General features: G+C 46.6%; 28 protein-coding genes. 12 read left to right on the top strand and 16 right to left on the bottom strand.

Annotated elements, in window-relative coordinates; genetic code table 11:
• Position 1: 1 nt before the first annotated feature.
• From fdhF to A1359_RS07525, 3 genes are read right to left on the bottom strand one after another with little or no spacing between them, the layout of a single operon-like run.
• Positions 2–2,854 carry a formate dehydrogenase subunit alpha gene (fdhF, locus tag A1359_RS07535; RefSeq protein WP_066980404.1) on the bottom strand — a complete coding sequence of 951 codons (2,853 nt, stop codon included), beginning with the start codon at positions 2,852–2,854 and terminating at the stop codon, positions 2–4.
• Positions 2,855–2,875: 21 nt separating this feature from the next.
• Positions 2,876–4,423 (bottom strand): formate dehydrogenase beta subunit, encoded by a 1,548-nt coding sequence (locus A1359_RS07530; protein ID WP_066980401.1) that lies wholly within the window; start codon positions 4,421–4,423, stop codon positions 2,876–2,878.
• A complete protein-coding gene (locus A1359_RS07525; RefSeq protein WP_066980501.1) occupies positions 4,423–4,899 on the bottom strand; it encodes a formate dehydrogenase subunit gamma in 477 nt (158 codons plus the stop codon). Before A1359_RS07525 ends, A1359_RS07530 begins: the two co-directional genes overlap by 1 nt.
• A gap of 230 nt (positions 4,900–5,129) precedes the next feature.
• Here A1359_RS07525 and A1359_RS21860 point away from each other — a divergent pair, with 230 nt between their 5' ends.
• From A1359_RS21860 to A1359_RS07485, 9 genes are all read left to right on the top strand, one after another.
• On the top strand, positions 5,130–5,318 hold the full coding sequence (locus A1359_RS21860; protein ID WP_083960549.1) for a (2Fe-2S)-binding protein: 189 nt from the start codon (positions 5,130–5,132) through the stop codon (positions 5,316–5,318).
• 134 nt (positions 5,319–5,452) lie between these two features.
• Positions 5,453–5,812: a SirB2 family protein gene (locus A1359_RS07515; RefSeq protein ID WP_066980394.1), complete on the top strand. Its 360-nt coding sequence runs from the start codon at positions 5,453–5,455 to the stop codon at positions 5,810–5,812.
• Positions 5,813–6,089: 277 nt separating this feature from the next.
• On the top strand, positions 6,090–6,782 hold the full coding sequence (locus A1359_RS07510; protein ID WP_066980391.1) for a class I SAM-dependent methyltransferase: 693 nt from the start codon (positions 6,090–6,092) through the stop codon (positions 6,780–6,782).
• 287 nt (positions 6,783–7,069) lie between these two features.
• The gene (locus A1359_RS22720) at positions 7,070–7,222 is read left to right on the top strand and encodes a hypothetical protein (RefSeq protein WP_198159293.1); all 153 of its coding nucleotides are present in this window, start codon (positions 7,070–7,072) and stop codon (positions 7,220–7,222) included.
• A gap of 9 nt (positions 7,223–7,231) precedes the next feature.
• A complete protein-coding gene (locus tag A1359_RS07505; protein WP_066980389.1) occupies positions 7,232–7,756 on the top strand; it encodes a cupredoxin domain-containing protein in 525 nt (174 codons plus the stop codon).
• Positions 7,749–9,371 (top strand): b(o/a)3-type cytochrome-c oxidase subunit 1, encoded by a 1,623-nt coding sequence (locus A1359_RS07500; protein ID WP_066980386.1) that lies wholly within the window; start codon positions 7,749–7,751, stop codon positions 9,369–9,371. Before A1359_RS07505 ends, A1359_RS07500 begins: the two co-directional genes overlap by 8 nt.
• A 2-nt stretch (positions 9,372–9,373) precedes the next feature.
• A complete protein-coding gene (locus tag A1359_RS07495; protein ID WP_066980383.1) occupies positions 9,374–10,021 on the top strand; it encodes a c-type cytochrome in 648 nt (215 codons plus the stop codon).
• An 84-nt stretch (positions 10,022–10,105) separates the two neighbouring features.
• Positions 10,106–10,897: an elongation factor-1 alpha gene (locus A1359_RS07490; protein WP_066980379.1), complete on the top strand. Its 792-nt coding sequence runs from the start codon at positions 10,106–10,108 to the stop codon at positions 10,895–10,897.
• A 56-nt stretch (positions 10,898–10,953) separates the two neighbouring features.
• Entirely contained in the window at positions 10,954–12,552 is a 1,599-nt protein-coding gene (locus A1359_RS07485; RefSeq protein WP_066980376.1) for a methyl-accepting chemotaxis protein, read from the top strand.
• Between the two features lie 196 nt (positions 12,553–12,748).
• On the opposite strand, the gene A1359_RS07480 is transcribed toward A1359_RS07485, so the two are convergent.
• The 13 genes from A1359_RS07480 to A1359_RS07420 all read right to left on the bottom strand — a co-directional run bounded on the left by A1359_RS07480 (position 12,749) and on the right by A1359_RS07420 (position 23,822).
• Positions 12,749–13,375, bottom strand: coding sequence for a tetratricopeptide repeat protein (locus tag A1359_RS07480; protein ID WP_066980373.1), 627 nt, complete (start codon positions 13,373–13,375; stop codon positions 12,749–12,751).
• Between the two features lie 165 nt (positions 13,376–13,540).
• Entirely contained in the window at positions 13,541–14,203 is a 663-nt protein-coding gene (locus A1359_RS07475; RefSeq protein WP_066980370.1) for a hypothetical protein, read from the bottom strand.
• A 203-nt stretch (positions 14,204–14,406) separates the two neighbouring features.
• Positions 14,407–15,066, bottom strand: coding sequence for a MarC family protein (locus A1359_RS07470; protein ID WP_083960548.1), 660 nt, complete (start codon positions 15,064–15,066; stop codon positions 14,407–14,409).
• 308 nt (positions 15,067–15,374) lie between these two features.
• The gene (locus tag A1359_RS07465; protein WP_083960547.1) at positions 15,375–15,812 is read right to left on the bottom strand and encodes a hypothetical protein; all 438 of its coding nucleotides are present in this window, start codon (positions 15,810–15,812) and stop codon (positions 15,375–15,377) included.
• Positions 15,813–16,110: 298 nt separating this feature from the next.
• Positions 16,111–17,601, bottom strand: coding sequence for a DUF1254 domain-containing protein (locus A1359_RS07460; RefSeq protein ID WP_198159292.1), 1,491 nt, complete (start codon positions 17,599–17,601; stop codon positions 16,111–16,113).
• 191 nt (positions 17,602–17,792) lie between these two features.
• Complete coding sequence (locus A1359_RS07455) at positions 17,793–18,281, bottom strand: DUF1269 domain-containing protein (protein WP_066980368.1); 489 nt, start codon at positions 18,279–18,281, stop codon at positions 17,793–17,795.
• A 114-nt stretch (positions 18,282–18,395) separates the two neighbouring features.
• Positions 18,396–18,737 carry an HdeA/HdeB family chaperone gene (locus A1359_RS07450; protein ID WP_066980365.1) on the bottom strand — a complete coding sequence of 114 codons (342 nt, stop codon included), beginning with the start codon at positions 18,735–18,737 and terminating at the stop codon, positions 18,396–18,398.
• Positions 18,738–18,816: 79 nt separating this feature from the next.
• On the bottom strand, positions 18,817–19,539 hold the full coding sequence (locus A1359_RS07445; protein ID WP_066980363.1) for a DUF3313 domain-containing protein: 723 nt from the start codon (positions 19,537–19,539) through the stop codon (positions 18,817–18,819).
• 121 nt (positions 19,540–19,660) lie between these two features.
• Positions 19,661–20,203: an OmpA/MotB family protein gene (locus A1359_RS07440; protein WP_066980360.1), complete on the bottom strand. Its 543-nt coding sequence runs from the start codon at positions 20,201–20,203 to the stop codon at positions 19,661–19,663.
• A 152-nt stretch (positions 20,204–20,355) separates the two neighbouring features.
• Entirely contained in the window at positions 20,356–21,000 is a 645-nt protein-coding gene (locus A1359_RS07435) for a PqiC family protein (protein ID WP_066980358.1), read from the bottom strand.
• A gap of 5 nt (positions 21,001–21,005) precedes the next feature.
• Positions 21,006–22,592, bottom strand: a complete 1,587-nt coding sequence (locus tag A1359_RS07430) for a PqiB family protein (protein ID WP_066980356.1) — start codon at positions 22,590–22,592, stop codon at positions 21,006–21,008.
• The gene (locus A1359_RS07425) at positions 22,589–23,179 is read right to left on the bottom strand and encodes a paraquat-inducible protein A (RefSeq protein ID WP_332310073.1); all 591 of its coding nucleotides are present in this window, start codon (positions 23,177–23,179) and stop codon (positions 22,589–22,591) included. Before A1359_RS07425 ends, A1359_RS07430 begins: the two co-directional genes overlap by 4 nt.
• 19 nt (positions 23,180–23,198) lie before the next feature.
• Positions 23,199–23,822 carry a paraquat-inducible protein A gene (locus A1359_RS07420; protein ID WP_066980351.1) on the bottom strand — a complete coding sequence of 208 codons (624 nt, stop codon included), beginning with the start codon at positions 23,820–23,822 and terminating at the stop codon, positions 23,199–23,201.
• 545 nt (positions 23,823–24,367) lie between these two features.
• Here A1359_RS07420 and A1359_RS07415 point away from each other — a divergent pair.
• The 3 genes from A1359_RS07415 to A1359_RS07405 all read left to right on the top strand — a co-directional run bounded on the left by A1359_RS07415 (position 24,368) and on the right by A1359_RS07405 (position 26,388).
• A complete protein-coding gene (locus tag A1359_RS07415) occupies positions 24,368–24,655 on the top strand; it encodes a hypothetical protein (protein WP_066980349.1) in 288 nt (95 codons plus the stop codon).
• Positions 24,656–24,731: 76 nt separating this feature from the next.
• A complete protein-coding gene (locus tag A1359_RS07410; protein ID WP_066980347.1) occupies positions 24,732–25,610 on the top strand; it encodes a DUF2092 domain-containing protein in 879 nt (292 codons plus the stop codon).
• Positions 25,611–25,626: 16 nt separating this feature from the next.
• Positions 25,627–26,388 carry a hypothetical protein gene (locus tag A1359_RS07405; protein WP_066980344.1) on the top strand — a complete coding sequence of 254 codons (762 nt, stop codon included), beginning with the start codon at positions 25,627–25,629 and terminating at the stop codon, positions 26,386–26,388.
• Positions 26,389–26,399: the final 11 nt, after the last annotated feature.

Genomic DNA, 26,399 nt, shown 5'->3' with positions numbered 1-26,399 from the left:
TTTAGTCGCCTGCAACGATGCGGTTTTCCAGCAATGATAATTGCTGATCGGAAAAGCTTTGGTATTTCTGTTGCCATTCAGAAGGTTGCGCCACTTTAGCGACATGCACCGCAGTGACTTTATATTCTGGGCAATTGGTCGCCCAATCCGAGTTGTCGGTGGTGATGACGTTAGCGCCTGAATGTGGGAAATGGAAAGTGGTGTAGACCACGCCCGGCTGCATGCGCTCGGTAATAATGGCATGCATGACGGTTTCGCCGGTACGGCTTTTTACGCCTACCCAGTCACCGTCGGCAATACCCAATACTTCAGCATCGTGCGGATGAATTTCCAAGCGATCCTCGTCATGCCATGCCACGTTTTCGGTACGGCGAGTTTGCGCGCCGACATTGTATTGCGACAAAATACGGCCGGTGGTCAGAATCAATGGATATTTGCTGTTGGTACGTTCCTGGGTTGGAATGTACTCGGTCAGCATGAAGCGGCCTTTGCCGCGCACGAATTCATCGGCATGCATGATAGGTGTACCGTCGGGTGCTTCATCGTTGCAAGGCCATTGAATGCTGCCCATGGCGTCGATTTTTTCGTAAGTCACACCGGCGAATTGCGGCGTCAGGCTGGCAATTTCAGCCATGATTTCCGACGGATGACTGTAATTCATCGGATAGCCTAAAGCATTCGACAAATCCTGGGTCACTTCCCAGTCTTCTTTGCCGGCCATCGGTGTCATGACTTTACGTACCGGCGAAATACGACGTTCGGCGTTGGTAAACGTACCGTTTTTCTCCAGGAAAGAGGAACCCGGCAGGAACACATGAGCAAATTTAGCGGTTTCGTTGAGGAAAATATCCTGCACGATCAGGCATTCCAATTCGCGCAAGGCGTGGTGAACGTGCTGAATATCCGGGTCGGATTGAGCAATGTCTTCACCCTGTACATATAAGCCTTTGAATGTACCGTCGATGGCTGCGGCAAACATGTTCGGTATGCGCAGGCCGGGTTCGGATTCCAGCGAAACGCCCCAGGCAGCTTCAAACTGCGAACGGGTTTCAGTGTCGGATACATGACGATAACCGACAAATTCATGCGGGAACGAGCCCATGTCGCAGGAGCCTTGCACGTTGTTTTGTCCGCGTAAGGGGTTGACGCCCACACCATCGAAACCGATGTTGCCGGTTGCCATGGCAAGGTTGGCGATGCCGATGACGGTGGTTGAGCCTTGGCTGTGTTCGGTTACGCCCAAACCATAATAGATGGCACCATTGCCGCCGGTAGCATACAAGCGAGCCGCGGCACGCATGGTTTCAGCGTCTACGCCGGTAACTTCCGCGACGGCTTCCGGTGAGTTTTGTGGCAGGGAAACAAAGGTTTTCCATTTATCAAAAGACTCTACATCGCAACGCTCGAGCGCAAACGCTTCGTCGGCCAAGCCTTCGGTGACGATAACATGGGCCAACGCAGTGACCACGGCAACATTGGTGCCTGGACGTAATTTCAAATGATAATCAGCTTTGACGTGTGGGCTGTTACGCACCAGATCGATGCTGCGCGGGTCGACTACGATTAATTTGGCGCCTTGACGCAGACGACGCTTCATCATCGAACCGAAAACGGGATGGCCGTCGGTCGGGTTGGCGCCGATCACCATGATGACGTCGGACTTCATTACCGAGTCAAAGGTTTGGGTTCCTGACGATTCGCCGAAAGTATTTTTCAGGCCGTAACCGGTCGGCGAATGGCAAACCCGCGCACAGGTGTCGACGTTGTTGTTACCGAAACCGGCACGGATCAGTTTTTGTACCAGATAGGTTTCTTCGTTGGTGCAGCGAGACGAGGTGATGCCGCCGACCGAGTATTTACCGTATGTTGCCTGGATGTGTTTGAGTTTGTCTGCGGCAAATGTTATCGCTTCTTCCCAGCTGACTTCGCGCCAGGCATCGCTGATTTTATCGCGTACCATAGGCGTGGTGATGCGGTCTTTGTGGGTGGCATAACCGAAGGCAAAACGGCCTTTGACGCAGGAATGACCATGGTTGGCCTGGCCGTTTTTATCCGGCACCATGCGCACCAGTTGTTCGCCTTTCATTTCCGCTTTGAAAGAGCAGCCTACGCCGCAGTAAGCACAGGTAGTAATCGTGCTATGTTCCGGCACGCCGTTGTCGATAACCGACTTTTCCATCAAGGTTGCGGTCGGGCAGGCTTGTACGCAAGCACCGCAGGATACGCATTCGGAATCCATGAAATCTTGATTTTGGCTCGGCGACACCTTGGATTCGAAGCCGCGACCATCAATAGTCAAAGCAAAAGTACCCTGGGTTTCTTCGCAGGCCCGTACGCAACGCGAACAAACGATACATTTCGCTGGGTCGAAGGTGAAATACGGGTTGCTGGTATCTTTTTCGGCATCCAGATGATTATCGCCCTCGAAACCGTAACGTACTTCGCGCAAGCCTACTTGTCCGACGGTGTCCTGCAATTCGCAATCGCCGTTGGCAGCGCAGGTCAAGCAATCCAGCGGATGATCCGAGATATATAGCTCGGCAATACCACGGCGGATATTGGCTAATTTGTCATTTTGGGTGCAGACCTTCATGCCTTCTGCGACCGGTGTGGTACAGGAGGCTGGATAGCCGCGAGCACCTTCGATTTGCACCAGACACATGCGGCAGGAACCAAACGGCTCCAGGCTGTCGGTGGCGCATAATTTGGGAATGCTGATACCGGCTTCAGCGGCGGCGCGCATTACGGAGCTACCGGCGTTGATAGTAACTGAGTGGCCGTCGATTTCCAGAGTGACCTGATTTTCTGCTGAGCTTACGGGGGTACCGTAATCTATTTCGTTATTGGCTGACATAAGCTAACTCCTGGTAATCGATCAGACTTTGGCGGCTGGTTGCAGGCCAAAGTCTTCTGGGAAATGATTCAACGAGCTCAACACCGGATACGGTGTCATGCCGCCCATTGCACATAAAGAGCCGTAGACCATGGTGTCGCACAAATCCCGAAGTAATACGGTATTTTTATCCTTTTGGACATCATTGACGATGCGGTCTATCACTTCAACGCCGCGCGTTGAGCCTATGCGGCAGGGTGTGCATTTGCCGCAGGATTCTTCTACACAAAATTCCATCGCATAACGGGCCATGTCGGCCATGTTGACGGTATCGTCATGCACCACGATGCCGCCGTGACCCAATACAGCTGAAATGGCCGCAAAGGCTTCGTAATCAAGCGGGGTGTCGAACTGGCCTTCATGCAAATAAGCGCCCAAAGGACCACCTACTTGAACAGCTCGGATCGGTCGTCCGCTGGCTGTGCCACCACCGTATTCGTATAGCAATTCGCGCAGCGTCATGCCGAAAGCAACCTCGAACAAGCCTGGATGCTTGATGTTGCCGGCCAGTTGCAAGGGTAGCGTGCCGCGCGAACGCCCCATGCCGTAATCGCGATAATATTCGCCACCTTTATCCAGGATGATAGGCACTGAAGCTAGTGAAATCACATTGTTGACGATAGTAGGCTTACCGAATAGGCCAACGATAGCGGGTAGTGGCGGCTTAAAGCGAACCAAGCCACGCTTGCCTTCCAGGCTTTCCAGTAAAGAGGTTTCCTCGCCGCAGATGTAAGCGCCGGCGCCGCTACGTACTTCCAGGTGGAAAGTCTTGCCACTGCCTTGAATATTTTCACCCAGATAGCCGTTTTGGTAAGCGGCTGCAATGGCTTGATTCAGTGCAACTTTGGCATGCGGATATTCAATCCTGAGATAGATATAGCCCTGAGTGGCACCGACTGCTAACCCGGCAATAGTCATACCTTCGATCAATACAAACGGATCGCCTTCCATGATCATACGATCTGAGAAGGTGCCGGAATCGCCTTCATCGGCATTGCAGACAATATATTTTTGTTCGGCCGGCGCATTCAGCACGGTATTCCATTTGATGCCGGTTGGAAATGCAGCGCCACCCCGTCCGCGCAATCCAGAATCAGTCACTTGTTTAACGATATCTGATTGTTGCATGCTCAAAGCATTTTTCAGTCCGCGATAACCTTCGTGAGCGATATAGTCATCAAGATTGACCGGATCGGTCAGGCCAACACGGGCAAAGGTCAGGCGATTTTGATTTTTAAAGTAAGGTAAATCTTCGACCTTACCCAAGCAAAGCGGGTGCGTCTGACCTTCCAACAAGCCGCTCTCTAAGAGTGATGGAATATTTTCAGACTGCACAGGCCCATAAGCAATACGACCATTGGCAGTTTCAACTTCCAGCAAAGGCTCCAGCCAATAAAGACCTCGCGAACCATTACGAACGATCTGAATATCAAGACCTTGATTGCTAGCCTGTTCTTGTAAAGTTTTGGCAACCTGTTCTGCACCCAGAGAAAGCGCTGTCGAGTCACGGGAGATAAATAAACGGGTCATTATTTGGCACCTTTGCAAGCAGCTAATAGTTGATCAAATTTTTCGGGGGTAACGCGACCGTAGACCTCGTCATCAATAGTTATCGATGGCGAACATGCACAATTACCGAGGCAATAGACAGGTTCAAGTGAAAAATGTTCATCAGAAGTAGTCTCATGAAAATCAATACCTAATGAATTTTTGGCATGACTTTCTAAAGTTTTACCATTCATGGCCTGGCAAGATTCAGCCCGACAAATACGGATGGTATGTTTGCCCGGCGGCGTAGTACGGAAATAATGATAAAAGCTGACGACGCCATGCACTTCGGCCTTAGAAAGATAGAGCGCTTTAGCAATGTCATCAATGGATGCAGCGGGAATATAGCCCAGAGTATCCTGAATACCATGAAGGATAGGAAGTAGATTGCCCGGCATAGCCAGATGGGCATTCAGTATGTCAAGCACGATAGGTTTTTGGCTTTGATAGTCTTGCATCATGGGCTCTGAAATAATGATGAAATATTTAGCAGACTATTTAATCATGAACAAATGCGCTTTTGCAATGAAAGGTGATACCTCAATCCCGCGTATTTCCTAATGATTACGTGGTTATTAGTGATTTCTCACTAAAGTTTTTAAAAAAAAGCTAAAAATTTAACACCCCCACTTTACATTCTAATGATAATTGTTATCATTAACATCAAATACCATTAATCGAGACCATCATGTACATTTGTATTTGCAAAGCGGTGACTGATAGCCAAGTGAATCAAGCCATTGACCAAGGAGCTTGCACCCGTAGACAACTGATGCAATGCACCGGCGCGGGTGGTGTTTGTGGAAAATGCATGCAAAGCATGAAAAGCATGCTTGATGAGAAATCTTGTCGGCAAGGCAATATGCAGCGAACATAAATGCGGTAAGCGCTGATTAATTTTTTGCTAATTTGGTTTAACAGGTCTATTTTGCCCCTCAAAAAGAGACACTTTGATTATCCTCCGCTTCCACGTAAAGTATCCCTGTTTAAAACCAATAGAAGCATCCCTTTATGAAACACATACATCTCTTATTCGTCGCCATTGTCACACTTACTTTTCTGGGTCGCGTTGCCCTGACTAAATTTCGACCTGAACTTTTGGAACACAAATGGGTAAAACTATCGCCCCACATTCTGGCAAGCTTGTTGTTACTAAGCGGCATAGTATTGGTTTTTCAGGGTAATTGGTTAGCAAATGATTACGGCTGGATAGTTGCCAAACTATTTCTGATGGTGGCATTTATCGGCTTAGGCGTTATGACAATGCGTGAACAAGGGCAAAAACGCTGGATGGCGTTTGCAGGTGCGTTGTTTATTTTGTTTTACATCATCAAAATCGCTTTCACCAAACAGATTTTTTTCTTTATTTAACTGATTCCTGCACAGCGCCAGATTGCTTGGGCGTGCAAACCCACAAAACATCTCGAAGCTTGAAAGTTGAATAGTTAAAAATCACTTTTGACTATTCAACCCTGCTTGCTTTTCAAAAACCTGACCTCCTATCGTGTTACCCTGTTAGTTAAGTTGATCAAAATAAATTGAATCAACTCACCCGCAAGTGCCTCTTCGGCATGCATACCTGTTCCTCCGAATCGTTGTGCCCTGATCAGAATCTTCCTGATACACAACGTTCACCGAGTATCACCGCATGTCCGACTACCAAGTCAAATACGAAATCGTCACCGTTGCAAACATCGAATACCACATCCGTTCTTTGTTAGATCTACAGCAATACTCTGATCCTGAAGGCAAAGCCCAACAGACAGGACTTTCATCGGCTAATTGGTCATTATTTGGCCAGATCTGGCCCTCAGCACGGGTATTGGCTTTAGCCATGAACAGCTTCGATTTAGCAGGTAAACGCATACTGGAAATTGGGGCTGGCCTGGGGTTAGCAAGCTTGGTGATTCATCGTCGAGACGGCGACATTACTGTCAGCGACTGGCATCCTTTGACCGAGGATTTTTTGCTGGAAAATCTGCTACTGAACGAATTAGGGCCATTGAAATATGAAACCAGTAACTGGTTTGACAATAATCACGATCTTGGTCAGTTCGATCTGATTATTGGTAGCGATTTACTCTATGAGCGCCAACAACCAGGCCAATTAGCTGATTTCATTGATCGACATGCTAGCCCAGTAGCAGAGATTATTATCGTCGACCCGGACCGAGGCAACCGAGCAGGATTTTGCCAACAAATGGATACATTAGGCTTTAGTTTGACCATGGTGAAAGCAAATCGCTTCCTGGAAAACGGCACCCCTTACAAGGGTAGATTTCTATCGTTTTTAAGATCAGGCCCTACTCATGCAGACACTGTTTTAACAAGTTGTCATTAATTTTTGGCTTTTCAGCTTATTAGGCGAACAAGATTTTGCCCCTTTAAATATGTGTTAGCCGACTTATTCTCAACAATATTGAACGCGTATTGTGTTTTTCTTACAAACTCTTAATAAGCCTGTAACCCCCCCCCCCGCCTATTCTGTTGGATAACTTGACTCTTGCCTGTATCATCACCCCAGCAATCTAATGGTAAAGTCATCATAAAGAGTGACAATATTCGTGCTACTCATATCATTTTTTGCTCTGTTTGTTCCTAATATCAACGCATACAAGAAGGAAGAATATGAATCAATTAAGTGAAGAAGAACGTAAAAAAATACTCGAAAGCTCGCCGGTCGGCACCTGGACTTTATTGCTGATGGTCGGTGGCGGCATGGTTATCGCCTGGTTATTAATGTATTACGGGATGTTTCTACCCCGTGGTCATATCAGTTAAGGAGGCCCCATGCATATCGATCAACTAGAAAGAAAATGGGCAGGGATTTCACTGGGCATTGCCGGCCTGTTTGTAGTCCTGATTTTAATATCAGCTTTGTTTCATGGTATTAACGCACCTAGCCACGTCGAAACCATAGACTCTGCTCGCTTACATCTCTCAGAAGAGTTTGCCGAAGATAAACTCGGGCCAGAACTCAACCCAGACGGTAGCCTTACGGTTCGTGTCGTAGCTGGCCGTTATGGGTTTTACCCAAAAACCATGACGCTACCGGCTGAAACCAACATCACATTTCGCTGGGTTAGCCTGGATGTTCTGCATGGAGTACACATCCCAATGACTAACATGAGTACCATGATCGTCCCCGGCTATGTCGCCGAAGTAAACACCGTACTGCATCACACCGGAGATTATCCGCTGCTTTGTAATGAGTATTGCGGTATGGGTCATGCGCATATGTGGGCCAATATTAAAGTCGTCAGCAAAGACCAGTGGCTAGAGATGTACAACAAGGGGGAAGCAAATCATGGATAACGCAGTTGAGAAAAAATTGGCGCTAAGCCACTTCTGGGTAGCGTTCGGTGCCTTTGCCCTGGCCGCTGTGATGGGACTTTATCAAGTCATAGAACGCAGCGGATTCTTTGGCTTTCTGGAATCACGCGAAGTCTATTACGCATCGGTCAGTACCCATGGGGTATTGATGGGTTTCGTGTTGACCACTTTCTTTATCATGGGTTTTGGTTACTACGTAGCCACTAGCAGTCTAAAACTTCCGGTTTGGAACAAAACTTTCGCCTGGACCGGCTTTGCTGTAGCTTTGCTGGGTGTGGTACTAGCTGCATTGCCTTTACTGGGTGGCGCAGCATCCGTGCTGTATACTTTTTACCCACCCATGCAAGGACATCCGCTGCTTTACATTGGCGCCACCTTGCTGGTAGTTGGCTCCTGGTTTTGGTGTGTATCCATGATAGTCATGTACATGCAATGGAAAAAAGCCAACCCGGACCAACCTGTGCCTCTGGCCATGTTCGCCACCACCGCCAACGCTATTTTATGGCTGTGGACCAGTGCAGGGGTTGCCATTGAAGTACTATTCCAGTTGATTCCTTTGGCTTTGGGCTGGATCGATACTATCGACCCCGGCTTGTCGCGCACACTGTTTGCCTGGACATTGCATCCAATTGTATATTTTTGGTTAATCCCTACTTACACGGCGTTTTATTGCTTAGTACCTAAGCAGGCGGGCGGTTTTTTATTTAGCGATGAAATGGCTCGTGCAGCATTTATTATTTTAGTGGTATTTAGCTTACCGATTGGTTTCCATCACCTCTATATGGACCCTGGCATCAGTCACGGCTGGAAAATTCTGCATGCCATCGGTACATTCGTAGTAACCCTACCCACCTTCATCACCGGCTTTACCGTAATTGCATCACTGGAAATTGCCGGTCGTTTGAATGGTGGTAAAGGCTTGTTTGGCTGGATAGCCAGCCTGCCCTGGAGTAATCCCATGGTGTTGGCAATCATCCTGGCTTTGCTGATGTTGATATTTGGCGGCTTTGGCGGCCTGGTGAATGCTAGTTATGCCATGAATGCAATGGTGCATAACACCGCCTGGGTGCCGGGTCACTTTCATTTAATTTTTGGCGGTACCACTGTCATCATGTACTTTGGGATTGCTTATTATTTCTGGCCGGTATTGTCAGGCAAACCGTTGTTTAGCAATGCAATGGCTATCAAGCAACTGTGGACTTGGTTTATCGGTATGTCCATCATGACTACACCTTGGCATATCCTGGGTTTATTGGGCCAACCACGCCGGATTGATAGCGTCAATTACAACAACAATCTGCTGACCCTGTCATGGGAGCCTTATGAAGCCGTTATGATTTTCGGTGGCGCCATTCTGACTTACTCCGCTGGATTATTGATCTACAACCTATATAAAACTCAGATCAGCAATGAAAGCTATCAGGGTGAAATTGAATATGCCGAGCCCATTCACGCAGTGAATGACCTGCCCAATTACCTGAATAGTTTCAAAATCTGGAACATCGTGATAGCTGTATTCATGTTAATTGCATTCGGTTATCCGATATTGCAGCACTTTTTGATGGAAACCTTTGGTTCAAGCAGATGGGGGGTCTGATTATGAAAAAAATTATTCTAACTGCAGCCCTTTGCCTACCTTTGTCAGCCTGGGCACAGCCTTCATCGCAAGTTGCCTGGACAGCCGAGCAAATCAACTTCGTCAAAGCCGGCAATCCGGTCAAGGGCGAGGAACTAGCGAAATCCTGTAGCGGTTGTCACGGCGAAAAAGGTATCAGCATTACACCCAGCTACCCATCATTGGCAGGACAACAACCAAATTATTTGTATAAACAATTACAGGATTATAGCCATGGTGAGCGTCAGGACATGATGATGTCAGGCTTGGCGCAAAGCTTGAGCAAACAGGATGCTGCAGATCTAGCCGTCTGGTTTGCTTCGCAAACACCGGCATTTCAGTCTCCGACCGTAATGAAATACGACCAAGCTGAAAAACTGATAAAAACAGGTAGTAGTGATCGACTGCTCGCCCCCTGCGAAGTATGTCACGGCAGTGACGGCAAGGGGCAAGTAATGGATACACCGGCCTTATCAGGCCAAAGTGCAGAATATACCGCTACCACTTTAAAAGCCTTCAAATCTGGCGAACGTCATAATGACATTTATAGTCGCATGCGTTCGATCGCCGAAACCTTAACAGACCAGGAAATCGAGGAGTTGGGGCTTTACTATCAAAACATCAAAAATTAACAGCTGTTGCCGTTAAACTTCAGGCGGGCTTTCTTGAAAGTCTGCCTGATCTATTTCGAATGCTAATCAACTTATAGAATTCTTATGTCTAATCACGACAATGTCCCTGTCAAATACGCTTATAAAGGCGCTAATCTGATCAGTTTCGGCACCTCGATTAAGTTATTGTTTACCGGCTATTTAACCACGATTGCCGCTGGTTATATCATGGCCTTAATCCAAATTCTGTTTACCCATGGCATGGCGGATGGTCAATTCGGTTTATCGTTGAATGATATTGTTTACAGCTATTACGGCGATCGCTCCGGTTCGGTTTTGGAATCCAAATTAAACGGCTCCATGAAATACAACGCCCCCGATGAAGAACGCTTTAAAATTATTCAATGGGTGCGTGACGGTGCATCTGAGCAAGAATACAACACCACTATTAAAGCTGTCGTCGATCAAAACTGCGTGACTTGCCACAACGCTGATGCCGGTTCATTACCGGACTTTTCTAAATTTGAAAACTTACAGAAAGTATCTGAATCCAGCCATGGCGCCACTTTTCAATCACTAACCCGGCTTTCGCATATACATCTATTTGGTATTAGTTTTATTTTTATGTTTGTCGGCCTGATTTTCAGCTTTAGTACCGGGATTCCCTGTTATTACAAGTATCCGGCTATCGTCATGCCTTATTTGTTTCTGTTGATTGATATTGCCTCCTGGTGGCTAACAAAGCTCAGCCCGCATTTTGCCTGGCTAGTCATCGTTGCCGGCTTTGGTCTTGGGCTTTCATTTGCCTTCATGTGGTGCGTATCCATGTATCAAATGTGGGTACTCGGCGGCATACGAAAACAATCGGATCGCCGCAACGCAATTTTGCGGGATTGATTTCAAATACCTGCTAGCCTCTATTAACAATTCTTTATTCTAAAAAGTGAATCAACATGGATAACTCAGCATCGATTCAGAGCAAAATTCTGTTAAGCATTGCCAGTGTTTTTCTGCTTGTAATGTCCGTCAGCCTGCTGTTTATGGCCGACCGACAAAAACAAATGGTGCAGACTTTGGCGACAGATAAAGCTCGCGACATTGCTAACAGTTATTTTGATGGCCTTAATGCCATGATGCTAACTGGATCGATGGCTCAAAGCCGCTTTTTGCAGAAGAAGATTGAATCGCATGATGATGTCACTAGCGCTCGGTTGATTCGAGCCAAGACCATCGTCGATAGTTTTGGCCCCGGCTCTAACGACCAGCAACCGCTTGATGCTCTTGATAACGCGGCCCTTGCAGGCAATGCAGTCAATTCAAAAGCTAACGACGATAGCATTATCATTCTAGAACCCATTATCGCCAGCAGTAATTTCAAGGGCACCAATTGTCTCAGTTGCCATGCAGTACCCGATGGTACTGTGCTGGGTGCAGTTCGAGTTTCGTACTCATTGACCAACTTACACGCCAAAATCAATCACGATATGATCATTACCTGCGCCATAGCCGCTGGCTTATTTATTGTAGGCATGATCATGATTACTTGGCTGATGCGTAAAATCGTTGTCACTCCTTTAGGTGAAATCTGCACTACCCTAAATTCGATCAGCAAAAATGCTGATCTACGTCAATATCTGGCCATTCAATCCAATGATGAGATCGGCCAACTCTGTAAGTCCTTCAACTCCATGCTGAGTAACTTTGCCAGCAGCATGAATAGGGTTTCTGAAACCAGCCAACAACTCCGCAAAGCCACCTCTCAAATTTCCAACGTCGCGCTTAAAACCACTGAAGCAGCCAGACAACAACGCCAGGAAACGGAATCGGTATTACATGCCATCAATCAACTGGAATCCTCGGTTCGTGATGTTCGCACAGGTGCCAGTGGAGCTTCTCAAGCATCCATAGAAGCCGATCAACAGGCTGCCAATGGTGCGACGACCACCAAAAATGCTATCGATGGCATTTTTGAACTGGTTTCCGAAATTGAACGCGCATCAGAAGTCATCAAGCGTCTCGACGAAAAAAGCAAGGGTGTCGGCACCGTATTAGATGTTATTAAAGGGCTTGCTGAGCAAACCAACTTATTAGCGCTCAATGCCGCTATCGAAGCTGCCCGTGCAGGCGAACAAGGCAGAGGTTTTGCCGTAGTGGCTGATGAAGTCAGAACTCTGGCCACGCGCTCGCACAAAGCGACTGAAGAAATTGAAAAGATTGTCGCCCAATTACAACATGAAGCCAAAGATGCCGTTTCAGTTATGGACAATGCAAAACACAGCGCGGAACAACGTCGCTCGCAAGTACAATCCGCTGATGAGGGCTTGAGTTTAATCGCAGAACGGGTCACCCATATCCGCAAGTTAAATGCACAAATGTCCGATGCTGCCGATAATCAAAATCTGGTTGCACAACATGTCAGCCTAAGCGTGGCAAAGATTAGTAAACTGACCGATTGCACAGCCGAAGATGCCGAGCAAACCAACGCCGCCAGCAACGAATTGGTTAAATTGGCAAATCAACTCAATGAACTGGTGGAACAATTCAAACGCTAACGCTATCCACACTGCTTCACCTATAAAATCAGGAACAGTTAACCGATATACCCAGTAATCTTGCTTCCGGCTTATGTGTAACCACATTAACCGTGTGTATGGCGTGATCCTGGAAACGGAGACTAGTTAACTAAATCCCGTTCATCCTGAGCATATTAAAGTATGAACGGAAGTCAAAGATGCCGTTGTTTCAGTGTTATCGTGACTTCAGATAGGCTGCCAGTCCCGGTTGTAAGTTCTGTTGCTTTAGCAAGACTTCTGTAAGTGATTGGGCCTGCTTCACCTCTTCCAGCGGCATCTGGTTAGCCAAAATCTGACGATTCTGTGCCGCTTGAGTCTGACTTTTACCCGCATAGGCCACCGAAATGTTGTACAAGGCCATAGCCAGTATTTTGTCCTGCATTACCCCTTGGCCTTTCTGGTAGAGCACCCCCAGGTTGCTCAGCGCATCGATATCGCCCTGCTCCGCAGCTAAACGATACCAGTGAGCTGCATTGGCGTAATTAATCGTCATGCCAATACCGTGCTCGTTCATCGCGCCGAGATTGTATTGGGCATCGCTGTTGCCTTGTTCCGCAGCCTGCAAATACCAGACTGCAGCTTGCTTAGGATCTTTTGCTACCGCAAACCCATTTTCGTAAAGCACGCCCATGGCATATTGGCTGCGCGAATCGCCAGCTTCAGCCAGCGGACGAATTTGTTTCAACACCTTGTCATAGTCGCCAACCGCAAAAGCGGCAGCGGCTTCATCAAAGCCTGCGCATACGGTCTGTAGCGACAGCATCAGACAAAAGCAGAACAGCAGAATTTTGATCAGCTGCATATAAGCATCTCCATTATTAGTTTATGAGGTGGGGCCTATCAAAGCTGCAATTCGTCCTCGACTGAATGCCAAGAGTGTCGTCCCTGACTGGACGCGCCGACCACCAGAGATATGCTTATATTAATCGACCAGATTAATTTCGAAAAACAACTCCCAACAAAAACACTATGAGTATTTCCAGGGTTTTTTGACACTAATTGCCATCATTTTGGTAAAACGAAACACCACTTGTTCTCCTACATTACGTTTGGACAGATCTACGAATTTGCTTACCGGATAAGTCTTGCTGGAGCCATCCCCAAGCTGTAAGCCAACGGTATGATTTGCTAGGTCTATCGCCAGGATTGTGCCGGTGATCTGCACAGTATCAGCGACCAGCCCGCCCGGTGTACCGCCCTTTGGCGATAACGCAACCATGGCTGCCAATTCGTCATTCTCGGGTGCGCCTGCAACATTCAGATAAACCACAAGCTCTTCGGTTACGGTGAGATCCACCCAGTCGCCCACCCTGATCTGATCAAAATTGATAGCCTCAGGTCCAACTTTTACCGTGAACCGGCTGCCGTCTTCCCGTTGTAGTGTCGCTGTGCGGGCGAAATTATCAATGACCTCGACGCGCGCAGTCAAATCCAGAGTATCCACAACTGCCGCTCCTTCAACATCTGCTGCGCTGGATGATGCGTTAGGCGGCGGGACTGAGTCGTATGAGCTGGAGACTGCAGGCGGCGGCGGTCCCTGAGGAGTAGGCGTTGATGCGCAGGAGCTGAGTAGCAGGGACAGCGTGCAGGCGGCCATGCCGGTACGATATGCCTGTAATGAGTCGTTCATAATGTTTTTCCGATAGTAATAAAAATGGGCAGTTTCTTACTGCGTAACATCTGTGACATCTTGTTCAGGATGCCGGTTAAGTGTCAGTCTGACGGCTCAGAAACTGGTTCAGGATCGGTCTCTAAAATATTGATCAATTTCGCTCCGCCACCTTCAGCACAGCTGCTTTGATTTCCCGGTTTATCCGGTGTTTTAGGGAAACCTTATAATGGACCAAGCGCCTTAAATCCTGCCACAGCAATCTCAACACCGATGCAAAGTACAAAAAAGGCCATGATTTTTGATATAGCCAACGCACTCGCCGGCGAAAACCTTTTGGTCATTTTATGAAGATGGCGGTAGCAAATAGAAACGACCACGCACATTAAAAAAATGCCTACCATGGCAGCGCCTTGTTCCAGGGTAACAACAAGTCTGGTCCCTCTATCCAAGTGGGCGCTAAAGGTCAAAACAACCGCCAGTCCTCCGGGACCTATAGTTATCGGAAAAGTAAAAGGATAAAAAACCTTAGTATCAATTAGGGAATCGTATTCTTGGATACTCTCTTTAGAGGCAGGCTGACTTGTTTCGGCTTGATTCAAAAGCTGCCACCCCATCATTGCCAACACCACGCCGCCGGAAAACTGCACAACCGGAATGGAGATTCCAAACAGTTTCAGAATATAACTGCCGAAAAAAAAGAAAAAGGCTAAAAACAGAAAAGAAAATAACGCAATTTTTCTTGATGTTGACTTCCAGGTTTGATCATCTACCTCTCGGGTCATTCCATAAAGAACAAGCGCTGTCCCGATTGGATTGACAACCGGAAACAAGGCGGCGAATATCATGGGAATTATTTTTAGTGCTATCAATACGCTGGTCATTTTTTATTATATGCAGTTAAAGTGACTTGCCATACCCTAAATAATTATCATCTTTAAGGCAAATACTTTTATGCCCATCGGGAAGCAGGCACGATGTGAAATTTGAAAAAGCTAATCTAAGGCGATAAATAAAATAGCCGGACATGAATAGCAATGTTAGCTAAGGAATGTTTACGAAACAACTTCAACACCTTGTCCCCTCTCCCTCCGGCAGAGGGCTAGGGAATTAAATGATCGAGTTAATTCGCGAGCATTCCTAAGCGTCCATAAGCATCAGGTTAGTTTGTTTGGACAGAAGCAAACATTTATCAATTAAAACCCATCCCGGTTCCCGCCATATCGTAGCCCATGGTCTCCCAATCCAGATTTTGTTGTTCCTTCACCTGAGTTGTTATTCGCTGTTCTTGAGCTATATTGCGTTGATCTTGTAATTGCAGAAAATGCTGGTAAGACTGTTCTTGCCCCCAATAGAAGCATAGGCAGTTAGTTGCATCGGCATAAATATAATAGACCTTTCCATCTTTTTGATGAGCCACTATTTTTTGCTGAGTCAAAGTTTTAAGGTGAGCCATCTTCGCCGGGGTGTCGGCAGGCTTCATCTTAAAACCGGCTAAAACCAATAACTGCTCGGTATCTTCCAGTTGTTGGGCTTTTATCATGGCACAAGAAGACAGGACTCCGCCAATCACAATGGTAATAAAGACTTTCGACAGAACGGATATGAATATCTTCGCTTGTAGGTTCATGAACATTAATTCCTCTGTATCCTAAATAAATTGACCAGCTAGAAATCCTTTCGCACAGAGCCTCAGAAAAATTCAGTCCGGACTTCAAGTAGACTTTGTAATTATTGCAACCTTGACCTGATCGAGAATCGTTGCCAATTTGCTACCAGCATCGGGATGACCGTGGTTCCGGTGACACTAATCGGGCGGCTTCTAGCTTGCCAAGCTTCAAACCGGCGATTGCTTCGGATATTACCACAGGTTTAAATCGGTCCTACACGACGAGAAACAACGCATAGGACCATTCTGCAACAGGTTTTTATTGCCCTGAATTACTTAATGCCTGCATTTTTGGCGCATCCACTTTCATAACTGACGGAATATTCCAAGTGCCGTTAAGGATAGACGGGGTATTTTCCTTAGGCCAGTACATGCGAATCATGGGCAGGAAGTCGCCAGCGGGTGCAGGCAACCAATTGGCTTCCTTGCCTTTACCCGGTGATTGCTGCTGAAAATACAGGGTTAAAGAGCCATCAGCATTGTACTTGAGCTTATTGCGCGGACTGACGGTGAATTTGTTCAGTCTATTGGGAACAAACCACCAACCCTGATCAATCATATACATGGTGATGGACCAGAAGCCATCAACTGGCGGGGTTTGACCCTTGGCGAAGGTCAGGGTGTAGTTGTTTTTACCGTTAAGTTTCTCGCCTGAGCTGTCGACCTCGGTGTAAGGGTAAACCGCATCTTTCTCAACGTTGGCCGGCCAACCGAAAGCCGCCACCAGTGCGCGTTTCAAGTAGTTGGTGCCGTACACGCCGAGGTCTTTTGTGAAGAGCCAGCCATTGAGCTCTGTGCCCATCGCAGCTTTATTGGCGCCGATGTAGTCCAGCGCGATTTGTGGCAGGTCTTTGAGTTCGGCCTGTACTGCCGGGTCTAACTTGACCAGATCAAACGATTGGCAGGGCGCGATGCCAAGCTTAGCCATGCGAGCCAGCATTGGGGCGTCTTCTGCTGCTGGTGGCGCGTCATGACACATCAGGTCAGCTAACTTATTGAAGTACGTGGCGGCATCCATACCGAGTATGACTTCCTGTGGTTTGGCAGTCATGCTAAAGCCTGGGTTAGAGTCTACCTTTGCCACTGGATAGCTATATGGCTTACCCCAGGATGAGAGCGGGGTAATTTTCAGTTGCGCCTGCAAGGCGTTGACGATTTCGTAGTCCTGCTCGCTACCGTCGGCATAGGTACGACCCAGGATCAACATTTTTTTCGTAGCCGATTTGATCTGAGTCATACCGGCGGGCACAGTACCTTCCCAGCCCGGCCCTGTCAGCAGGTAGTTGGCCGCTTTGCCACCGGTGGTGCGGGTACCCGGCGAATCGAAATCGGTCATCCACAAATTATACATCGGCATCAGGAAATAACGGTTGCCCATGTCCGGCTGACTGAATACCTGTGGTTCACTGAGATCAACCCAAGCGAGAGAATACAGGGTATCAGCATTAGGTGCCGATACCCCGCGAAAATCAGCCGGTGGGTAACGCTTGATGTTGATAAACTGGCCCATGGGGCCATGAAAATCTTCAACCTTGGCGACGTTAGTCATCTGTACACGGGTCACTTCAGTTGTGATCAGCGAGTAACCGAAGATATAGGCGTCCATGGCGATTTTTTTTGCCTCGACAGGAGTCAACGGCAGCTGAGTTGTCGCTGACTTTTGCTCCGAAACAGTCGCGCAGCCGCTTACCAAGGTTATGGTTAGAGCCATGGCCGCCTTACGGACGAATGTGTATTTAGTTACTTTCATATTTTGCATTTCCTGATAAATTTTACTGGGTTACCTACCCGATACGATCGCTAATACACTAACTCGCTTGCAGCCAATAACTAACTGGTATCCTTGGATTAATGCGCTTTTTGCATCAGACAAAAAAGGGAGTAGCCTTAGAATTATTAAGTGAGGATCAACTTATCCCTAATCCTCACTTTAAATCCAAATTAGCCGTTCAAGGCTGCCTGGATTTTTGCTTCATCTTCATGAGAAAGTGATGTTTTCAAAATGGTGCCGCCAGTTCCTTTTAATTCCTCAAGCACTTTATCAGGCGCAGCTGAGGCCGCTCGTAGCAAGACAAACAAAGCCGAACTGCCAGGTGTCATACTAGCGCCTAGTTCCTTCATAAAATTGTCATCAATTCCGAGGTCGGTAAGAGCGCCTGAAACCGCGCCTGCCGATGCGCCAACCGCCATGCCTAACAGCGGATTTAAAAACATTAAACCGATCAGCGCACCCCAAAATCCGCCAGACACCGCACCCGCAGATGTTAGATTGAATGCCTGATGCAATTTGACTTTACCTTTTTCATTCTTGATAACAACGACCGCATCTTCCAGGTCTAAAAGATAATCACGTTGCAGTTTCCACAACTGAAGACGGACTTCCTCTGCTTTATGCATATCTTGGTAACCAACGACGACTAATGTACTCATACTATTTCCTTATGATAAATGTTTGGTTGCAGATGTGAGCGGAATGCCCACTTATGAAAAAGGCCGCTCGCTGTAACGATGACGGCCACTATCTAATGTATACGAACTGCAGGATTAGAGTTTTAATTTACTTTTCAACTTGGCCCAGAAAGATTCTTTCGGTGCTTTTTGGCACTCCTCGACCAGAAAAGGAACCAGTGTATCGGTATCCACAACGTCGATAACCGCATCTTCAGCTACACCGCCCTTAGTATAGGCAACAGCGGCTATAACGTACTGAGGCTTAATGACATCATCAATGCCTATAAAATCCTCGCAAGTCAATTTGCCTAAAGGCTGATTGACACTATCTGTTTTAGGTGCCTCTTCCTTGGCTGCTTCAGCAGCGAAAACAAGTGCAGAACTGGTCAACATAACAGCAGCTATTGTGATTGTAATATGTCTAACTCTACTCATGATTCATACCTCTATAGATTCGTTATAGTATCAATGAAGCATCAGGGAGCGAAAATGCGCCCCCTGACGCCCAATCATATTACTGCGCCACAGAACCTGAAGTCCAGGAAAATAATCGATTGGCTGCCTCTTCAGACCATACATTGACTACATTTTCCGCATCACCCCACTGCCACTGAAAGCCCGTGGTAATTGAACCGCCACCAATCCGCTTATCAACGGCTAATGCAAGTATTTGCCCCGATAACGAATCAGTTATTTTAACTTCTGCTTGTGCTCCCCCCACAAACGGATATGAACCGGTTGCCAAATATTTGAGAGTAGATAAAGCGTGCGCCTGAGGAATAATCATCGAAATGCTACGCAAGACTGGCGTGGCTGATGTTGCATCAACAATAGCAACATCAACCTTCATAACACCTGGGCCTGGCTGAGTAACGACTTGAAACTTTTGCCCTAAATCTTTGTTAAGTTGCTGGGAGAAATAATTCACCAGCATATGCTGATCAGAAGCGGAAATCGATGTGGCGTTATCCCCCCAGAAAGTCACCGGATCGATCATGACCTTGTTGTATTGGGATCCCTGTGCAGCAGGATTAACGTAACGCAAGCCAGCTTGATCTTTGCCGCCGGTGGTCAGCAAAGCACAATCGTTGGCAAGAAATGCGCAGTTGACATTATCCTGGTTCACAGCGACCTTCTGTGTCGCTGAGCAGCCGCTTAATAACAGGCATAAGCCTAATAAAGGTAAACTAGCACTAACTTTAGTTTGGCGTTCTGACATATTCAATTTTTGCTTCATGATTTTTCCGTGTTATTTATGTTAAAGACAGGTTTATTTATATCCATTGTGGTTATATATAAAATAAGTCAAAAAAAGTATTCCGTCCAAGAGTGGAAACCAAATACAAAAGAAACTTAAATCAATTACCGGGCCCCTCCAACGTCACTTCAATACGACGATTCTGAGACCGACCGGCCGCTGTATTATTTGAAGCTACCGGGTGCGACTCACCAAACCCCTGCGCAGAAATCAGGTTTTGGTTAACGCCTTGTTGCAGCAAATATTCAACGACTACATCGGCTCGTCTGGATGACAATTCTAGATTTGAAACAATCCCTTCACGTTTCAAACCAGCTCCAATAGGCACATTGTCGGTATAGCCATCAACAATAATTTTCGTTTGCTGCAAACCTGACAGCGTTGGCACTAACTTGCCAAGTACTGCTTTAGAGCGGGAATCAAGCTTAAAGCCGCCCTCAGGAAACAAAACCTGATCAACCATTGTGACCTTTAGCTTGCCCTCAAGAAGAACAATCTGTGCTTGATCGGCGCTAAATTCAGTTTTAAGCTGATCATATTCTTGTTCCAGTGCATTGTATTTGGTTTTAGTCACGCAACCAGCTAGAAAAACCGAGGATGCCATAGCAACGAACATCAATAGTTTTAGATTTGATTTTTTCATAGATTATATTTCAAAGATTATCAGAATTAAACTCAGTCATTTCGACCATTAAGCACTGCGGCATACCACACCAAACAATTAGATTTAAATAGATTTAATCTTACTTTATTATTTGCGTATAAGACAAGCAAAAATACTAACTTATTTTCGGATTATTTAATTAGTTTATTTTCTTCAGTATCAGTATTGCGTGGCCGTTGCAGCACCTGAACCAATGACAAAGATATTTGTTGACTGAACTCGCCAAGCAGCTTGCTGAGTTCTTGCACAACAGTGTTGTAACTGGCATCGTTCAGCGGCGACTGGAGTTTGACTTGACCGTTACTGATAATCGCAAGGGTTGTTTCCTCCATAATGACCCAACTCGCTTCGAGGTTAACCCATTTGCCAAGTTGTGTGTCAAAGCGAGTAATATCGATAATCACACGATAGTCTACATTGCCATAAATACTCCACGGATAGGCTCTGACAATGGCATTCGGTTGCAGGATTGAAACATTTTCACTCAACACAGCAATCACATTATCTTTTAACGGCGCAGCCCATTGGTCAAACTCGGCCAGCTGTATGCTGCTATCTTCCGTGCGCGTGACAATCTGATTGCGATCGAGTAAAGCGGGTAAGGATAATGGGCCTATACCAATCAGCGGCTTTTTGGCTATAGCTGAAGTCGTGGTAGCAGGTGGTCGGCTTTGTGACTCCAGCGTATAAAAGTGGGTGGGAGGCGATGACGCGCACGCGCTTAACAAGCCGCTAACGCAGAGTACGATGAATCGGATTGAGTACTTATTAAACATAATGACTACTTCTCTTTTTTACCACTAATTAAAGATTCCGGATGCTCTTCCAGATAATCGGCCAGTTGTTTGACTGAACTTGCAGTTTCCGTCAGTTCGTGCAGCAACTGGTTTAGCTCATATTGCGTAGTCGAACCCGGCTCTAAACTGTTAAGTACTTTTTGCGCCGAACTCAGAGTTTTGTCAGTGCTATTCAGGGTGCCGGTTGCCGTGGTTAAAGTCTGGGTCGCCGCCTTGGATGTGCCTTGAAAAGACTCCAGAGTTTTATTGATTTCGGCACTCATTTTTTCCAAGGGTAGCTTGGAAATTTTAGCCATAATGATTTGCGCAGAATGAACCAGCTGATTCATTTCGCCTGGCGTGGTCGGAAATTCCAGATAGCCTGTGTCATTTTTATGTGCAACCACTTTGCTGTCCGGAAAAAGATCCAGAGCAACAAACAGTTGTCCTGTCAGTAAACTGCCTGTTTGCAATTGTGCGCGCAAACCTTTGGCAACCAATCGACCTATATTTTCTCTAGATGTTGAATTGGGATCTTTATTGATGATAACTATGCGATCCGGCTCGACTTCAACCACAACAGGAATTTCTATATTTGCAGTTTTTGCATCGATTTCCAGATTAATATCAGTAACCTTACCAAGCGGAATGCCTCGTAATAAAACAGGCGCGCCAACACTTAACCCGCGTACCGATTCATTAAAAAACATTACAAGTTTCACTGTTTTACGATAAATCACTTGCGTAGATTGCTCATAATCATCAAATAGCTGAAATTTGGTATTTTCAGGCGCGATATCCGCCGATTTATCTTCAGGTGAGGTTCGAAAAGCGATGCCGCCAGCCAATAAAGAAATCAAAGGCCCTGTTCTTAATTTAAATCCATCGGCGCCGGCGGATAAATCAATACCGCTATCTATCCAAAAGCGAGTGTTGGTTCTGACAAATTGATCATAAGGCGCCTTAACAAAGACTGTTAATTTTATGTTGTTGGCGTTATCCGCCAATTGATAATCAAGCACCTCACCTACGGCGATACCATGAAAGCTAATTTGCGTTCCCGGCCCCATTGAACCAACATTAGTTGTCTCAAGCATGAATTGCTTGCCTTGCTCATCAGCTTCCAATACAGGCGGCACATCAAGGCCCTTAAAGTGACGTTCACTTTTACCTTGATTCGGCTTAATGGCTATGTAAGCGCCGGACATCAACGTACCCAACCCCGTCACGCCGCTTAAACCAATATGTGGCCGCACCACCCAGAACTGGGTGTTATCTGTTAAATACGAACTGCTTTCTTTGTGCATTTCCGCTTTGACGTCTATGGTTTTCATATCCTTATTAATAGCGATATCGGTGACTTTACCAATTTCGACATCCAGGTATTTGATTTTTGTTTTGTCTATTTCCAAACCGTCTGCACCGGAAAAGTTAATGGTAATCTCCGGGCCTTTTTCGGAAACCGTTTTGTAGATTAGCCAACCCGTCACTAACAGAGCGCACAAGGGTATCAACCAGATCAGCGGAAATTCCCGTTTTTTATTGATAGCCGCATCGGCTGCTTCGTAAGGCGGTTCGATAAAATCATTCATAGGTTTTGTTGGTTGTCCCAGAGCAAACGTGGATCGAAATTTTTGGCAGCAAACATAGTTAATATCACCACGGCGGCAAAGGCGGTTGCCGCCGGGCCGGCAATAATTTGTATCGAGCCGAAGTCAACCAGATTGGCCAAAATTGAAAGCATAAAAATATCCAGCATCGACCATCGCCCTACAAAAGCAATGATACGATACAAAACCGTCCATCTACGCGCATTGGATTGCCAGCGAAAATGCACACGAAGCAGCAATAAGGAAATACCTATCAGCTTGCATGATGGCACCAGAATACTAGCCACCAAAACTACCAGACCGATCGGTAACATGCCGCCATCGATTAACTCAATAATGCCGCCCGCAATAGTATTTGGCTCACCCGAACCAAATTGACTAAAGATCATAATCGGAAAAATATTGGCTGGAATGTAAAGAAAAATACTACCAAACAAGAAAGCTGTAGTGCGTTGCAAGCTATGCGGGTGCCGAGCATGTAAATGACTATCGCAGCGTGGACAAGTAGAAAGTTGATCAACTATTTTTACCAGACAAGCACAGTCATCACAGCGTATAAAGCCTTGCACCAAGGCATTTCCCTTAGAACTAATGATTGTTCCCCTTGTTTAATTGATCAATCCGTTGCCAGAACAAAGCATTATCCACGCCTGCGGTCAGCATGGTTGTTATGATAATCAAGGCGACAAAAGCGTAGAGCCCCAATCCGAAGCTGAGTGGAGCCAGCGACATCAGCTTTACGCAGGCAACAATGATACTGAGCAAATAGACCTCCAACATCACCCACTCATCTAAATGATGCCGCCAACGCATCCAGCTGATTAAATATCGATTAGGGCGATTAAAATACAGATGTCCACTGATGAGCAAGGACAATCCGATATGCACTAGCGGAAATAAAATACTAGCCAAAAACACTACCACAGCAACTGCCACCATTCCCTCGTTAAATAATGCAATGACACCGGACATCAAAATACCGCTATTGACATTGCCCAGGACCTTTAAGCCCACCATTGGTAATAAATTAGCCGGAAAAAACATAATCAACCCTGCAATAGACAAGGCAAAGGTACGCTTTATACTTTGATTATGCGGCCTAGAAAGCAAGAAACCACAGCGCGGGCAATGCGCTTTTTCGCCAATTTTGGGTCGAGCATATCTAAGCAATAAATCACACTCAGGACAGGCATCATAATGTGTACTGTTCATGTCTAATTTGAAAATACGCGTTAAATTTTGTTTCTATAGCGATTTAAAAAAATCGCCGATATGATATCGACAAATTGGTATAGAAGGTTAACTAAAAAAAATGACAGCTCTATTAATTTGGTCGCCCCATCATATAACTGGTAATTTCAACTTTGAAGCACAATTTCAGTTTTCTTACCCTGTGCCGAATGCGCCTTCATTAAGAGAGTCGATGAAACATTTTATATCATAGCTTTTTCTGATGAATCAGGCGAAATTTACACCCACAGCCCCTCTTTGTTCCTAAAAATGAATTACACTTAACGAGAGTGGCGTCTAAAGACTATAAATAGCTTTGTAACATTTATCAGACATCTTATCGAGCCGGGAAGCGGCGCGCCTTGGGAATGAACCACAGATGCCCTTTAAAAATCCCGGCTTCTTGATCCATTAGCTATTGAACTATCAAGCAAAGATATGGCTACATTTGAAATTGTTGTAATCTAGTGCTTTATAGAATTCTGTATAAACCGCAAACCCCATCGATTAACAAAAAGGAGATAAAAATGAAGAAATTTTCTTGCTTACTGGCACCGCTCTTTGCTCTGGCCTATGCAGGTTCCGTTAGCGCTCAGGGGTACCCGATATTGGATATGGTCGCTAACAAAGTTATCCAGAAATATCAGCAATCAAACTGCGAGCAGTTGTGGCAACACAAAGAGCAACCGAAGTCAGCGGAAGAACAAGAACTGTTACAAATGTTAGTAAACAATCCGCAGATACGTAGCATATTCATCGACAAAGTATCACCAACTATCGTCAATAAAATGTTTGAGTGCGGCATGATTCCATGAGCATGGAAGGCAAGCGATTTGTTGAAAAGCAATCTATGATGGGCTCCACCCAATCCATGCAGGAGAATCTTACAAGATGAAAATAAATAAATTCACGAATTGGTTTCCACTACCGCTACTTGCCTCGACGCTGTTGCTGACAGCGGGGGGCTGCGCTGTCGAAACAAAACAAACCCCAAAACCATCTGAACCGCCCAAATCAGTCAGTAATAAGAGCTCGTCAACTGTTCAAATGACACTCGAACCGAAAGCCATCGATATTTTGCAGGCAGCCAGCCGTCAGTTGGCAGCAGCGCATACAATGAGTTTTACTGCTGTGGTTTCTTACGAAAGCCCTAGCCGACTCGGCACTCCGCTTGTGTACACCAGCAAATCTGATGTCACCCTGCAGCGTCCCGACAAACTGCGAGTGCTTACCCCTGGCGATGGACCGGCTACGGAGTTTTATTACAATGGTAAAACAATGTCGGCCTTCGCACCGGCTGAAAACCTGATCGCCACTGCCGAGGCGCCGCCCACAATTGATGCAACCCTAAAAGCCGCATTCGATAATGCCGCGATCTATTTTCCCTTCACAGACCTGATTGTCTCAGACCCTTATATTGATATCGCGGACGGGCTGATTATTGCGTTTTACATGGGCCAGTCTAAAGAGGTCGGCGGCACGACGACGAACATGGTGGCCTATGCCAATAATAACGTATTCATTCAGGCTTGGATTGGTGCTGAGGACCAGTTACCCAGAAGGATGCGTGCAGTTTACAGCGCCGACCCGACCCGTCTTCGCCACCAAATGGATATCTCTGATTGGAAAATCAATCCCACTGTGCCGAAGAATGCTTTCGCTCCAAAGAACGCAAACAATGCGAATCACATCGCTTTTTCAACTCCCAATTCCGGACTCGTGCCTTATGCTACTCCTCCGGCGCAAAGCTCATCACCCGAAACCAAATGAGAGAGGTATTGCAATCATGAAAAAAATCTTTATTGGCTTGATTACCTTTTCGGTCACTGCGTTCTCGTGCGAAACGGCATTAGCTTGGTCTCACGGAAACTATCGTGGTGGTGATACATCACATAGTTATGGTTCGACGAGCCACGAAAGCGGCTGGGGAACCAGTACATCATACACTGCTGGTGAAGGAGGTTCCCATACGAATGCATACGGTGGCAGCACCAGTCACGACTATGGCGGAGGCACTTCCCATACCAACACCTACGGTGGCAGTACCAGTCACGAATATGGAGAAGGCACTACACACACTAATGAATACGGTGGTACCGCAACACATGACTATGGCGGCGGCTGGTCTGCAACCGGCGCTAATGGTGGATCGGCTTCCGGCAATGCTCATTATGGCGAAGCTTACGGCTACCATCCGCCACCTCCTCCTCCCGCATATCATCCGCCTACAGTTGTAAATACCTATGGTGCCGGGTGCTATAACTGCGGAGGCTGGTCAACTGCCGGTGCAGCGGCGGCTGGTGCCGCGGTAGGCTTGGCAACTGGGGCCGCTATCGCTTCTTCCAACGAAGCGGCGGCTACTGCAAATGCCTATGCAGCAGGTGCAGCTGCGGCAACTTATGCTCAACCGAGTATTTATGGAGCGCTTCCTGCCGGCGCCGTAGCAGTCAACAAAGGCGGCACCACCTACTACATAAGTGGCAATACCTGGTATTTACCATCCTACGGTGCAAATGGAGTCTACTACCAAGTGGTGCCTACACCTTAGACAACTAACCC

The organism is Methylomonas lenta (assembly GCF_001644015.1).
Taxonomy (GTDB): Bacteria; Pseudomonadota; Gammaproteobacteria; order Methylococcales; family Methylomonadaceae; genus Methylomonas; species Methylomonas lenta.
This window is presented reverse-complemented; position numbering and strand designations above follow the sequence as displayed.

What these genes read in the sequence shown, in the direction of transcription:
- A1359_RS07450 (WP_066980365.1), bottom strand. Translation starts at nt 18,737, where the DNA reads ATGAGTAGAGTTAGACATATTACAATCACAATAGCTGCTGTTATGTTG.
- fdhF (WP_066980404.1), bottom strand. Translation starts at nt 2,854, where the DNA reads ATGTCAGCCAATAACGAAATAGATTACGGTACCCCCGTAAGCTCAGCA.
- A1359_RS07455 (WP_066980368.1), bottom strand. Translation starts at nt 18,281, where the DNA reads ATGAGTACATTAGTCGTCGTTGGTTACCAAGATATGCATAAAGCAGAG.
- A1359_RS07480 (WP_066980373.1), bottom strand. Translation starts at nt 13,375, where the DNA reads ATGCAGCTGATCAAAATTCTGCTGTTCTGCTTTTGTCTGATGCTGTCG.
- A1359_RS07465 (WP_083960547.1), bottom strand. Translation starts at nt 15,812, where the DNA reads ATGAACCTACAAGCGAAGATATTCATATCCGTTCTGTCGAAAGTCTTT.
- A1359_RS07510 (WP_066980391.1), top strand. Translation starts at nt 6,090, where the DNA reads ATGTCCGACTACCAAGTCAAATACGAAATCGTCACCGTTGCAAACATC.
- A1359_RS07460 (WP_198159292.1), bottom strand. Translation starts at nt 17,601, where the DNA reads ATGAAAGTAACTAAATACACATTCGTCCGTAAGGCGGCCATGGCTCTA.
- A1359_RS07435 (WP_066980358.1), bottom strand. Translation starts at nt 21,000, where the DNA reads ATGTTTAATAAGTACTCAATCCGATTCATCGTACTCTGCGTTAGCGGC.
- A1359_RS07440 (WP_066980360.1), bottom strand. Translation starts at nt 20,203, where the DNA reads ATGAAAAAATCAAATCTAAAACTATTGATGTTCGTTGCTATGGCATCC.
- A1359_RS07530 (WP_066980401.1), bottom strand. Translation starts at nt 4,423, where the DNA reads ATGACCCGTTTATTTATCTCCCGTGACTCGACAGCGCTTTCTCTGGGT.
- A1359_RS07490 (WP_066980379.1), top strand. Translation starts at nt 10,106, where the DNA reads ATGTCTAATCACGACAATGTCCCTGTCAAATACGCTTATAAAGGCGCT.
- A1359_RS21860 (WP_083960549.1), top strand. Translation starts at nt 5,130, where the DNA reads ATGTACATTTGTATTTGCAAAGCGGTGACTGATAGCCAAGTGAATCAA.
- A1359_RS07415 (WP_066980349.1), top strand. Translation starts at nt 24,368, where the DNA reads ATGAAGAAATTTTCTTGCTTACTGGCACCGCTCTTTGCTCTGGCCTAT.
- A1359_RS07505 (WP_066980389.1), top strand. Translation starts at nt 7,232, where the DNA reads ATGCATATCGATCAACTAGAAAGAAAATGGGCAGGGATTTCACTGGGC.
- A1359_RS07405 (WP_066980344.1), top strand. Translation starts at nt 25,627, where the DNA reads ATGAAAAAAATCTTTATTGGCTTGATTACCTTTTCGGTCACTGCGTTC.
- A1359_RS07410 (WP_066980347.1), top strand. Translation starts at nt 24,732, where the DNA reads ATGAAAATAAATAAATTCACGAATTGGTTTCCACTACCGCTACTTGCC.
- A1359_RS07445 (WP_066980363.1), bottom strand. Translation starts at nt 19,539, where the DNA reads ATGAAGCAAAAATTGAATATGTCAGAACGCCAAACTAAAGTTAGTGCT.
- A1359_RS07495 (WP_066980383.1), top strand. Translation starts at nt 9,374, where the DNA reads ATGAAAAAAATTATTCTAACTGCAGCCCTTTGCCTACCTTTGTCAGCC.
- A1359_RS07475 (WP_066980370.1), bottom strand. Translation starts at nt 14,203, where the DNA reads ATGAACGACTCATTACAGGCATATCGTACCGGCATGGCCGCCTGCACG.
- A1359_RS07430 (WP_066980356.1), bottom strand. Translation starts at nt 22,592, where the DNA reads ATGAATGATTTTATCGAACCGCCTTACGAAGCAGCCGATGCGGCTATC.
- A1359_RS07420 (WP_066980351.1), bottom strand. Translation starts at nt 23,822, where the DNA reads ATGAACAGTACACATTATGATGCCTGTCCTGAGTGTGATTTATTGCTT.
- A1359_RS07525 (WP_066980501.1), bottom strand. Translation starts at nt 4,899, where the DNA reads ATGCAAGACTATCAAAGCCAAAAACCTATCGTGCTTGACATACTGAAT.
- A1359_RS07500 (WP_066980386.1), top strand. Translation starts at nt 7,749, where the DNA reads ATGGATAACGCAGTTGAGAAAAAATTGGCGCTAAGCCACTTCTGGGTA.
- A1359_RS07470 (WP_083960548.1), bottom strand. Translation starts at nt 15,066, where the DNA reads ATGACCAGCGTATTGATAGCACTAAAAATAATTCCCATGATATTCGCC.
- A1359_RS22720 (WP_198159293.1), top strand. Translation starts at nt 7,070, where the DNA reads ATGAATCAATTAAGTGAAGAAGAACGTAAAAAAATACTCGAAAGCTCG.
- A1359_RS07515 (WP_066980394.1), top strand. Translation starts at nt 5,453, where the DNA reads ATGAAACACATACATCTCTTATTCGTCGCCATTGTCACACTTACTTTT.
- A1359_RS07485 (WP_066980376.1), top strand. Translation starts at nt 10,954, where the DNA reads ATGGATAACTCAGCATCGATTCAGAGCAAAATTCTGTTAAGCATTGCC.